The sequence below is a fragment of the Succinivibrio sp. genome, from assembly GCF_045124615.1.
GTDB classification, from domain to species: Bacteria; Pseudomonadota; Gammaproteobacteria; order Enterobacterales; family Succinivibrionaceae; genus Succinivibrio; species Succinivibrio faecicola.
Genome location: NZ_JBGVMC010000101.1, coordinates 1 through 10,557 on the forward strand (window position 1 = coordinate 1; position 10,557 = coordinate 10,557).

The window sequence follows — 10,557 nt, forward strand, 5'->3', positions numbered from 1 at the left end:
TATTGTTGATACTAAAAACAATAAGACAAAGCATTTTAATCAGAATCATGTAAAACTAATTTATCTTGCAGCATCAGATCCTAAGGTTGAAAGGATCTTTGTAGCACCTGGAATAAAAAAGACTTTATGTGATCTTTACAAGAACGAAGATAGAGCATGGCTGTCAAAAATTAGACCTTGGTTTGGTCACAGAGCTCATATGCATGTTCGTCTTAAGTGTCCGGTAGATTCACCATCATGCAAAAAACAGGATCCTGTTCCATCAGGTGATGGATGTGGTGCTGAACTATACAGCTGGCTTCATCCAAAGGCTCCTGATCCAAAAACTAAGACATTTGTAAAAAAGAAGAAAGTCCCACCTAAAAAGTGTCAGAAGCTTTTTGAGTCTTATAAGAAAAGCTGATAGTTCTCCTATATTATTAAAATAAGCAATAAAAACATCATGCCAAGTACAAAAGCAGAACTTACAACTATCTGTTATCTTGAAAAGGATGATAGCTATCTTATGCTTCACAGAGTGAAGAAAGAAAAAGACATCAATAAGGATAAATGGATAGGCATAGGCGGTCACATTGAGACTGGTGAATCTCCTGATGAGTGCATTGTTCGTGAAACAATGGAGGAAACAGGACTTACTCTTAATTCATATGCACTTCGCGGCCTTATAACCTTTGTTTCAGACTGCTATGGCGTTGTATATATGTTTTTATATACATCAGATAATTTTTCTGGTGTTATGAATACTCAATGCAACGAAGGTGATCTTGAGTGGATTAAAAAAGATAGAATTTTTGATCTGCCTTTATGGGAGGGTGATAAGGTTTTCTTTCATCTTCTTAAGACAAGAAAAGACTTTTTCTCCTTAAAATTAGTTTATGAAGGCGAAAACCTTGTTCAGTGCACTCTTGACGGTAAGATCATTAATCACAAAGAATTATGCTCAAAAAAGCCTTAATTCTGTAGCTCAAGAGTGTAAGGATTTATGATTTCAGGCATAGAACGATAGCTTTTAATTGTGCCTGTAACACAGACCTTCTTGCCTGAATAATCATAAATATTGCCGTATTTGTACATCTTGTTGATATATACGACGAATTTCTGATTTGGATATCGTCCACCAAAGTTCAGATAAGCCTGATTGTTTTTTATCTTAACCTGATAAACAAATCCACAGACTTTCTTGAATTTGCCGATATAATCTGCAGCCTTATAAGGTGTTATATATCTGTAATTGTCCTTATCCTTTTGCTTTACGTTTGCATCAAGGGCATTTTCTTTTACACTTGATGCAAGATTAGATAGTTTTTTTGTTTGCTCATCATCTTGTTTTATCTTTGTTTTTCTTGAAGCATTCTTTTTGATAACGTCTGATTCAAGTTTTTTTAGAGTTTCTCTATCAAGAGTAACAGATACGTTGAGCATGAGTCGCATGCCTGTATCTTCTGCCTTTGTAGGATTGCCATTTGTATAGCGTTTCTTTTCTGTTCTAAGTGAGTTTGTCATTAGAGAAAATGGTGTAAGAATACTGCCTCCACGTACAGTACTTCCTCCCTTTTGTGCTAAAAGATCACCTTGTACAGTTGCCTGAAATGGCTCATCCATAAACTCCTGAACATTTCCAAGCATGTCAAATAAACCAAGCTCAGATGGAAGTTTCATTCCTATTACCTGAACCTTTCCATTTGAACTGTCAGGACCATAGCACCAGGCATAATCCTTAACTGTTTTTGTAGGATCAGCTAATCTTGTTTCATCCTCAAGATCTTTTTTATTTACAGAAAGTCCGCCTCTTTGTGCAAAAGACCAGTAGCATTCATATGGCAATGATGCATAAGCCTTTTCATTCTGTACTGTAGGTGTCTTTTTTGATTTTTGAAGAAAATCTGAATAGAGTTTTGCTACGTTTCTAGCTTCATCAATACTGATATTGCTTTTAGCAACAGCATCTTTGATACTAGGAGAATTCTTACATTTTCCATTTACAATCGCATCATACTGACCGGTTGTAAGCTCGTATTTGGCAAGATAGAAAAAGTTACCTTTACTGTCAGAAAAGTTTCCTCGAACATTACATTTTCTTTTTGACTGAATTGCTGCATTTAGAGGATCATCAGATCCGTCATAAAATGTAAATCCATTAGTCATATCACTGTCTTTACCAGTATTTGTATAGATTTTTCTAAATACAATACTGTACTTTTCAGAGCCACAAGGAAGTGGTAGCACCAGATCGTCTTTCATTGGATGTGGATTGAATACAGTCTTTTTTATACTTTTATCTATTACAAAGACAAAATCCTTTTCATCTGCAAAAGATGCATTAAATGATACAGATAAACAAATACCTGCAATTTTAAGTGCGGTAAAAAGATGATTATTCTTGGTATTCTTTTTCAATTCAAATCCTATTGCATGATCATTATAGATTTTGGATCCTTGTGCATTGGAATATTCTTATATAGTTCGATTTTTCCGTGAGAGCAGATCTTTTTACCTTTAACCTTTTTTAGATCGATGTAGTTTTCTTTTTGAGTGATAAAAAGATAAAAAGTCTGATTTGGATATTTCTTTTCAAAGTTTACATAGGTGATTCCATTTTTTGTAACCACCTGAACTGCTTTTGCACATACAGTTTGAGTTCTTCCTTTATGATAAGCAGCCTGTTTTGGCGTGATAAAGTCGGATGCAAAAGAATTTAGTGAAAAAATCAAAAGCAGTAAAAATATCTTTTTCATATAAATATCCTTAGGTTATACAACTTCATATTTAGTGAAATAAGATAGTATTTTCAACTTATATTTCTGATTTTCTGGTCACTGTCACATCAAAGTTATTATTTTTCTTCCTTTTGAGTGCAAATTCTTAATTCTACAGATGAAAATTCGCTTATTACGTAGGTGTTTTTCATCTTTTTGGTGCATAAAATTTAGAATAAATTTAATTTACAATTTGTATGTGTTTTCAAGTAGACTTACTGATTATTACTTAAAATAAGGATCGGAGTTATCTTATGAAAAAAGTTGCCATTGTTGGTGCTTCTGGTTATGCAGGCTGTCAGCTTGTAAGAATGATTAGTAAACATTCAAATCTTGAATTAACTGCACTTTTTGTTTCTGAAAACTCAGCAGATAAGGGCAAGAAGATCAGTGAGCTTTACGGTTCATTAGATGGTATCTGCTCATTATCTTTAGAGCCTCTGTCAAGTGCAAAGGATATTATCGGAAGAGCAGATGCTGTATTTTTAGCAACCGATCATAAGGTAAGCCACGATCTTGCTCCTGATTTAGTTGAAGCTGGTATTGCAGTATTCGATTTATCAGGTGCATTCAGAATTTCTAATACTGACGTATTTGAAAGTGCATACGGTTTTGCTCATGAGCATACTGATCTTTTAAAGAAGGCTGTTTATGCATTAGGTGAGTATGTAAATCTTGATGAGCTTAGAAATACCAAAATGATTTCTCTGCCAGGCTGCTATCCTACAGCATCACAGTTAGCACTGCGTCCATTAATTGACAACAATCTTCTTGATTTAAACTACAGACCATCTATTAATGCAATCTCTGGTGTATCAGGTGCAGGTAGAAAGGCTAAGCTTACAAATTCATTCTGTGAGGTAAGCGTAAATGCATATGGTGTATTTACTCACCGTCATCAGCCAGAAATTGCAGAGCACTTAGGAACTGAGGTTATTTTTACACCACATCTTGGTGATTTTAAGCAGGGTATTCATGCAACTGTTAATGCAAAATTAAAAGACGGTGTAACAAAGCAGATGGTTGATGATGCCTTTGCCTACTATAAGAACAAGCCTCTTGTAAGAGTAAAGGATGGTATGCCTAAACTTCAGGATGTTCAGTACACTCCATTTTGCGATATCGGCTATGCAATGAAGGATGGCTATATCGTTGTATGCTCATGTATTGACAATCTTTTAAAGGGTGCCTCAGCACAGGCTCTTCAGATCCTGAATCTGTACTATGGCTTTGATGAATTAGAAGGACTTTTATAAGTCATTTTTATTCACATTGAAAAAAATAATTGTATAATCAGATGTGACAGCGATGTCACATCTATGTTCAATCACATTAGTTAAAGAAAAATGACACAAGATACAGTAGTAGTTAAATTAAGTGGAAAAGCTTTAGGTGGAATTGATGAATTATCAAAGCTTTTCAAAGCTGCGAATTCACACAGACTTGTCGTTGTTCATGGTGGTGGCGTAGAAGTTGATGCCCTGTTCAAGGCCTTAAAACTTGAAGTTGTGAAAAAAGATGGTTTACGTGTAAGTCCAAAAGAGCAGATGCCATATATCAGCGCAGCTCTTGCAGGACAGTGCAACAAATCACTGCAGGCTTTAGCTATCAGCAATGGCCTGAATGCAATTGGTATTCTTGCATCTGATGGCAAGACTATCAGTGTTTCACAGCTTTCTTCTGACCTTGGAATGGTAGGTGCCGTAGAGCCAGGTGATGGAAAGTTTCTGAATCTGTTGCTTGATAACGGCTATACCCCGGTCATTGCTTCTTTAGCTCATGATGACAACGGTGAGCTTTATAATGTTAATGCAGACGATGCTGCATTAGCCATTGCACGTGTGCTTAACGCACCTTTATATTACATTTCTGATGTACCAGGTGTTCTTGATAAGAATGGTAATCTGATTGAAGAGCTTGATGAAGAAAAAATGAATGCTCTTATTGCAGACGGTACCATTTCTGGTGGTATGACTGTTAAGGTCAAATCAGCATTAGATGCCACAAAGCTTATCAAGAAGAATGTATACATCGCATCCTACAAAGATGAGAATCTTGCTATGAACCTCATTTCACGGCGACCTCTTGGAACTGTTTTTAAGGCATAAATTTTAGTTTCAGGATTTGTTGTGGAGTTTTGTGATAGTGGAAAACTTAGTTAAAGATTCAAATTTCGTTCTTTTAGATGAATTAAAGCAGAATACCTTAGAAGAGATTTACGACAAGGTTATTACCTTAAACCAGAGTGGCAAGATGTCAAAAGACGATCTTGATACCATTACAGGAGCCCTTGTAACTTTAAATCAGGTGTTTTTAAAGCAGGAAAAGGCTAATTTCATCGTTCGTCAGGCAACCCTTGCTGATGTTGACTCACTTATGGAAATGATTGAGTACTGGGCAAAGCAAGGGCAGAATCTTCCAAGAAAGCGTAATGATATTATCAGAGGTATTCAGACTTTTGCCGTATGCGTAAAGGATGAACAGGTTGTAGGTTGTGCCTGTCTTTATGTATATGACTCAGGTCTTGCTGAAATACGCTCTTTAGGTGTTTCACCTGTTATTCAAAGACAGGGCCAGGGCAGAGCAATTGTAAATTATCTTTTAAAGCGTGCTTCAAAGATGTTTATCCAAAGAGTATTCGTTTTAACTCGCTCTCCAGAGTTCTTCTCAAAGGTTGGCTTCCAGAAGACTGTTATTGAGGCTTTACCTGAAAAGATTTTAAAGGATTGTGAAAACTGTCCTAAGAGAGCTGAATGTGACGAAGTTGCATACATCTACAATATGAAGGATCACCAATAATGAAGATTACAAGAAATACATTCAACGAGGTCATGTTCCCTTGTTACAACCCAATGAACATGGTTATCAAAAAGGCTCATGGATCATATGTTTATGATAACGAAGGCAATAAGTACCTTGATTTAACATCAGGTATTGCTGTTAACTGTTTAGGTCATACACCGTCAGATGTTCAGAAAGTTATCAAAAAGACTGCAAAGAATCTTATTCATGTAAGTAATATCTTCTGTAATGAGTACACTCTTACACTTGCTAAAAAGCTTGTTGAAAAGACTGGTTACCAGAAGGTTTTCTTTGTAAATTCTGGAGCTGAGGCAAATGAGACTGCCTTAAAGCTAGCACGTCGTGTTGCTTTTGACAATTACGGTGCTGACAAAAACGAGATCATCTCATTTGTTAACAGCTTCCATGGCAGAACATTCTTCTCTGTGACTGTTGGTGGTCAGGATTCTTATTCAGATGGTTTCGGTCCAAAACCTGCTGCAATCACCCACATTCCATTCAATGATGTGGATGCTTTCAAGAAGGCAATTTCAGATAAGACCTGTTGTGTTATTCTTGAGCCTATTCAGGGCGAAGGCGGTATTTTAAAGGCTGATGATGAGTTTTTAAAGACTGTAAGAGAGCTTTGCACCAAGTTTAATGCAGCTTTAATCTTTGATGAGGTTCAGACTGGTGTTGCTCGTAGTGGTACTTTATATGCTTACGAGCAGACCCCGGTAAAGCCTGATATTCTAACATCAGCAAAGGGTCTTGCTGCAGGTTTACCAATTGGTGCTGTTATGACTACTGATGAGTTTGCAAAGCACTTTGTTCCTGGTACTCATGGTTCAACCTTTGGTGGTAACGCTTTAGCATGTTCAGTTGGCTCATATGTTATCGACGTTGTTTCAAAGAGTGAATTCCTTGAGAATGTTAAGAAGATGAGCTCATACATTACTGACAGTGTTATGAAGCTTAACGAAAAGTACAATGTATTCAATACAGTTCGCGGAGAGGGCTTACTTCTAGGTCTTGTACTAAATGACAAGTATTCAGGAAAGTCAGGTGCTCTTCAGAAGAAGTGCTTTGAACACAAGCTTCTAACCTTAGTTGCTCACGGTGATGTTCTTCGTTTAGCTCCTGCTCTTAATATCAAGAAGAAAACTGTAGATGAGGCTATGAAACTTTTAGATAAGGCCTTAGCTACATTTGTAAGCGAGAATGCCTAATCATCGATAGTTAAGCCTGAATTATCAGGCTTAAAAAAAGGTCTGCTCATTAAATGAACAGACCTTAATTTTTATAAGCCTCTTGTTCTCTTAAAATCTACTTCATAAGTTTTTCAAGAGTTTTGACATAGATTCTAGTAAGTGAATCAAGATCTTCTGTGCAGACCATTTCATTTACCTTGTGTATAAGATTTGACACAGGACCGAATTCAACTGTCTGAGTGCCAAGAGGTCTAATGAATCTGCCATCAGATGTACCACCTGAAGTGCCAAGAGATGGTGTAATTCCTGTAACTTCAATAATAGAGGCTTTTAGAGCATCGATAAGTAAACCCTCTTTTGTTAAGAATGGTTTGCCTTCTTCTCTAAAATCCATTGTGCAGTCAATACCACAGGATTTTGCAACTTCCCTTACATGCTTTTCAATTTTCTCAGGGGTCTGTAAATCGTTCCATCTAAAGTTGCATCTTAATGTGCAAACTCCGGGAATAACATTATCAGCACCAGTACCAGCACTTATGTTAGATACCTGAAAAGAAGTTGGTGGGAAGAATTGTGTACCATTATCTATAGGATTATCAAGCATTGCGCTAATAAAACGGGATGCTTCAAAAACAGCATTTTTAGCATGCTGTTCCAAAGCTGCATGACCCTGAATACCATTTACAACAATAGTAGCATTCAGATCGCCTCTTCGACCGTTTTTAATTGAGTCTCCGAAAACCTCATCACAAGAGCACTCGCCTATAATGCAGTAATCAGGGATTATGTTTTCCTTTTTTAAAAACTCAACTACATAAGGAGTTCCGCCTACGGCATCTCCTTCTTCATTAGATGTTAATAAAAGACCTATAGTACCTTTATGGTCAGGTTTTTGCTCTATATATTCAAGCATCGCGCAGATCATAGCTGCATCGCCACCTTTCATATCAGAGCTGCCTCTGCCATACAGATAGTGTTTACCATCATCTTTAGTGATGATTTTTCCACTAAAAGGCGGGTAGTCCCAGGTGGTTTCATCACCTGTAGGAACAACATCTGTATGACCTAAAAACAAGGTTAATGGAGCACCTGTACCATGAAAAGCCAGCAGATTTTTAGTTCCGTTGGAACTTATGAATCTTATGCTAAATCCATAAGGCTCAAGAATCTTTGCAATCAGATCCTGACAACCGTTGTCATCAGGTGTAACTGACTTTATACAGACAAGTTCTTTTGCAAGATTTACTGTTTTGGAAAGCTCCATTTGTTATCCTTTACTATTCGCTCTTAAGCTCAGTCTGACTGTCAGTTTCTTCAGCTTCTTTCTTGTCAAACCATGCAAAGATATTTGCAAGGATAGTACCAGAAATAGAGTGCCATACGCATGATACTGCAGATGCGATAGCAGCTTCAGCTGATGTTGGGAAGAACTTGCCGCAAAGACCTGTTGCAAGACCTGCATTCTGAACACCAACCTCAATTGCAAGTGTTCTCTTCTTGGCTTTGCTCATCTTGAAGAAGCGGCCAGCTAAGTAACCTAAGATATAACCTGATGCATTGTGTAAGAAAATACATGCAAAGATGATTAGGCCTGACTGTAAGAATTTCTCACCGTGTACAGAAATTACACCACCAACAATCAGTGCAAAGCCAATAACAGCAACACCAGGCATAACTTCTCTTACTTTCTTGAAGAACTCATACTTGTGGAAAAGGATGTTACAGATTGAGCCTACGCCTACAGGAAGAATAGTAACAATAAGCATGAACTGAATCATTGGAAGTAGAGCAAATTCAATTTTCTCGCCTACAAGGTAGCTTACTAATAAAGGTGTTGCAAGAGGTGATACGATTGTTGAAACTGTTGTCATACCAACTGAGAAGGCAACATCACCTTTGCAAAGGAAACTCATAATATTTGAAGATACACCACCAGGGCAGCATCCAACAAGAACAAGACCTAAGGTAAGCTCTGGTGAGAGGTTAAATGCATTTGCAATAGCAATTGCAATAATAGGCATAATTGTATACTGAGCAATTGCACCTACCAGAATATCAAAAGGTCTTTGAGCTAGGATCTTGTAATCCTGACGGCCAAGTGTCATACCCATTGAAAGCATGATAATACCAAGTATTAATGTCTGTGTATTACCTTTTACAAAGGTGCATGACTGTGGAACAAAATAAGCAAAAACAGCTGTTCCGATTACGAATAATGCTGTGTATTTTGCAAGATATCTGCTTGCAAGTAATAATGCTGACATGAATATTTACCTGTTAGTTTTCTAATTTATAACTATGTCCAGAAGACTAACATATTTAACGGCAAATCGTATAAAAATACAACTGCAGTAAAATTTATGATTTTTTGCACCGAATATATGCAAGAGACCACATAAAAAACAGTTTCTTTTGTGTTTTTTGTGTTAATCTAATGAAAAAACACAGAAGTTATGAATATATGAACAATTTTATAAATTTTATTTCATCACCGATTCGTGCTTTGTATTCGGTTTCATTCTATTTTGAAGTCCTGTTTAAAAAAAGAGGACAGGGAATTCTTTTTCTTCTGTATCTTGCAATATTAGTTTCAATTCCATCAACAATAAAGCTTTGCAGTACTATTTCATTTCATCTTGAAAATAATGTTATCTATGTGGCAAATCAGATCCCAAAGACCTATCTTGACAGAACAGGTACTTTAAGAACATTTGATAAAAACGAGTCTTTCAAGCAGATATATACAGAAGATGGTGTACTTGCTGTTGTCTTTAATATTGAAGATAGAATGTACGAATCTCAGAGTGAACCTATCATTGAATTCAATTCAAAAACATTCAGACTCAACTATGCAAAGGGGACTGTATTAAGATATGTTGATGCACTTGGTCCTAAAGGATCATTAAACGACCTTTTAGAGCCTTATACTTTAAAATCCTTAGCTGATATGGCAAATGCCTTTGCATTCTTGTTCTACGCTCTGGCTGCTTTTGTCATGCTTGGCCTGAATGTGGTTCTAACAGCAGCACTGTCTAATTTCTTGTTTACTATTGTTGGAAAAATCAAAACAAGTTTTGGCAACCTTTTAAGACTGTCCTGCTATGCAAATACCATATGTGCAGTAGTAATGACTGTTCAGATCCTGTTTAATGTGACATTTTCTTATCTTGTAATGATGTTACTTCCAATGATCTATATGATCCTCTTTGTAAAAACATTCCACAATGAGTTGGTAAATCATGGAATTGAGGGATTTATAAAACAGCATGATCTTAAAAATGCCAAAGTTGTTAGCAAAAAATATGATAGCAATGGCAACTTGGAATCATCAGAAGATCTCTTGGAAAATGAATCTGATAAACTCAATGTATCTGATGATTCATCAGATAAGGATGATAATAACAAAAACAACAAGGGCGGTTATTTCGCTCCATAAGGATTAAATATGAAAAAACTGTTTACAGCCATTATGTCAGTGGCACTTGCTATGCAGTGTGCCAATTCTCTTGAGCTAACTATTGAGAATCAGACTGATTCAACTGTTGTGCTTGCGTTTTCATATCTTGACAACAAACAGAATGACTGGGTTGTAGACGGATGGTATAACGTTAATCCTAAAAAGACAGAAATGGTCAATTTAGACAGCAAGAATGACATTTATTATCTGTACTCAGAGTTTTCTAATGGCAAAAAGCTAGAAGGAGGAAAAGGCTCAGTAAATCTTTATGTTGATAACAGAGCATTCTTCTACAAGCAAAACAAGATCCCAAAAACAGTTCAGAGAAAAGTTAGTTTTGTAAGAGCAAGGG

At 36.5% G+C, this 10,557-nt stretch carries 12 protein-coding genes; 8 read left to right on the forward strand and 4 right to left on the reverse strand.

Annotation, left to right across the window (positions count from 1 at the left end):
• Both ACJML3_RS02790 and ACJML3_RS02795 read left to right on the forward strand, forming a co-directional pair.
• Nucleotides 1–403: penicillin-insensitive murein endopeptidase (locus ACJML3_RS02790; RefSeq protein ID WP_406020414.1), on the forward strand; the 403-nt coding region annotated here is incomplete at its 5' end.
• 39 nt (nt 404–442) lie between these two features.
• The gene (locus tag ACJML3_RS02795) at nt 443–955 is read left to right on the forward strand and encodes an NUDIX hydrolase (protein ID WP_406020416.1); all 513 of its coding nucleotides are present in this window, start codon (nt 443–445) and stop codon (nt 953–955) included.
• Here the strand turns inward: ACJML3_RS02795 and ACJML3_RS02800 are convergent.
• The gene (locus tag ACJML3_RS02800; RefSeq protein ID WP_406020418.1) at nt 952–2,397 is read right to left on the reverse strand and encodes an SUMF1/EgtB/PvdO family nonheme iron enzyme; all 1,446 of its coding nucleotides are present in this window, start codon (nt 2,395–2,397) and stop codon (nt 952–954) included. The two genes, ACJML3_RS02795 and ACJML3_RS02800, sit on opposite strands and share 4 nt — an antisense overlap.
• Before the next feature lie 8 nt (nt 2,398–2,405).
• Complete coding sequence (locus ACJML3_RS02805; protein WP_406020420.1) at nt 2,406–2,735, reverse strand: hypothetical protein; 330 nt, start codon at nt 2,733–2,735, stop codon at nt 2,406–2,408.
• 275 nt (nt 2,736–3,010) lie between these two features.
• Between ACJML3_RS02805 and argC the strand changes: the two genes are divergently transcribed.
• The 4 genes from argC to ACJML3_RS02825 all read left to right on the forward strand — a co-directional run bounded on the left by argC (nt 3,011) and on the right by ACJML3_RS02825 (nt 6,766).
• Nucleotides 3,011–4,012 carry an N-acetyl-gamma-glutamyl-phosphate reductase gene (argC, locus tag ACJML3_RS02810; protein ID WP_406020422.1) on the forward strand — a complete coding sequence of 334 codons (1,002 nt, stop codon included), beginning with the start codon at nt 3,011–3,013 and terminating at the stop codon, nt 4,010–4,012.
• A 90-nt stretch (nt 4,013–4,102) separates the two neighbouring features.
• On the forward strand, nt 4,103–4,864 hold the full coding sequence (argB, locus tag ACJML3_RS02815; protein WP_406020424.1) for an acetylglutamate kinase: 762 nt from the start codon (nt 4,103–4,105) through the stop codon (nt 4,862–4,864).
• A gap of 37 nt (nt 4,865–4,901) precedes the next feature.
• Nucleotides 4,902–5,555, forward strand: coding sequence for an N-acetyltransferase (locus ACJML3_RS02820; protein WP_406020426.1), 654 nt, complete (start codon nt 4,902–4,904; stop codon nt 5,553–5,555).
• Nucleotides 5,555–6,766 carry an acetylornithine/succinyldiaminopimelate transaminase gene (locus ACJML3_RS02825; RefSeq protein WP_406020428.1) on the forward strand — a complete coding sequence of 404 codons (1,212 nt, stop codon included), beginning with the start codon at nt 5,555–5,557 and terminating at the stop codon, nt 6,764–6,766. Before ACJML3_RS02820 ends, ACJML3_RS02825 begins: the two co-directional genes overlap by 1 nt.
• Before the next feature lie 97 nt (nt 6,767–6,863).
• On the opposite strand, the gene dapE is transcribed toward ACJML3_RS02825, so the two are convergent.
• Complete coding sequence (gene dapE / locus ACJML3_RS02830) at nt 6,864–8,012, reverse strand: succinyl-diaminopimelate desuccinylase (protein WP_406020430.1); 1,149 nt, start codon at nt 8,010–8,012, stop codon at nt 6,864–6,866.
• 13 nt (nt 8,013–8,025) lie between these two features.
• Nucleotides 8,026–9,012 (reverse strand): bile acid:sodium symporter family protein, encoded by a 987-nt coding sequence (locus tag ACJML3_RS02835; protein ID WP_406020432.1) that lies wholly within the window; start codon nt 9,010–9,012, stop codon nt 8,026–8,028.
• Nucleotides 9,013–9,209: 197 nt separating this feature from the next.
• On the opposite strand from ACJML3_RS02835, the gene ACJML3_RS02840 reads away from it, so the two are divergent.
• Both ACJML3_RS02840 and ACJML3_RS02845 read left to right on the forward strand, forming a co-directional pair.
• Nucleotides 9,210–10,184, forward strand: a complete 975-nt coding sequence (locus tag ACJML3_RS02840) for a DUF1189 family protein (RefSeq protein WP_406020434.1) — start codon at nt 9,210–9,212, stop codon at nt 10,182–10,184.
• 9 nt (nt 10,185–10,193) lie between these two features.
• On the forward strand, nt 10,194–10,557 hold a 364-nt coding region (locus ACJML3_RS02845; RefSeq protein ID WP_406020436.1), incomplete at its 3' end, for a DUF1036 domain-containing protein.

Bases quoted from the DNA above. Each gene is read 5' to 3' on its own strand.
- ACJML3_RS02795 (WP_406020416.1), top strand. From the start codon at position 443: ATGCCAAGTACAAAAGCAGAACTTACAACTATCTGTTATCTTGAAAAG.
- ACJML3_RS02805 (WP_406020420.1), bottom strand. From the start codon at position 2,735: ATGAAAAAGATATTTTTACTGCTTTTGATTTTTTCACTAAATTCTTTT.
- argC (WP_406020422.1), top strand. From the start codon at position 3,011: ATGAAAAAAGTTGCCATTGTTGGTGCTTCTGGTTATGCAGGCTGTCAG.
- argB (WP_406020424.1), top strand. From the start codon at position 4,103: ATGACACAAGATACAGTAGTAGTTAAATTAAGTGGAAAAGCTTTAGGT.
- ACJML3_RS02825 (WP_406020428.1), top strand. From the start codon at position 5,555: ATGAAGATTACAAGAAATACATTCAACGAGGTCATGTTCCCTTGTTAC.
- dapE (WP_406020430.1), bottom strand. From the start codon at position 8,012: ATGGAGCTTTCCAAAACAGTAAATCTTGCAAAAGAACTTGTCTGTATA.
- ACJML3_RS02835 (WP_406020432.1), bottom strand. From the start codon at position 9,012: ATGTCAGCATTATTACTTGCAAGCAGATATCTTGCAAAATACACAGCA.
- ACJML3_RS02840 (WP_406020434.1), top strand. From the start codon at position 9,210: ATGAACAATTTTATAAATTTTATTTCATCACCGATTCGTGCTTTGTAT.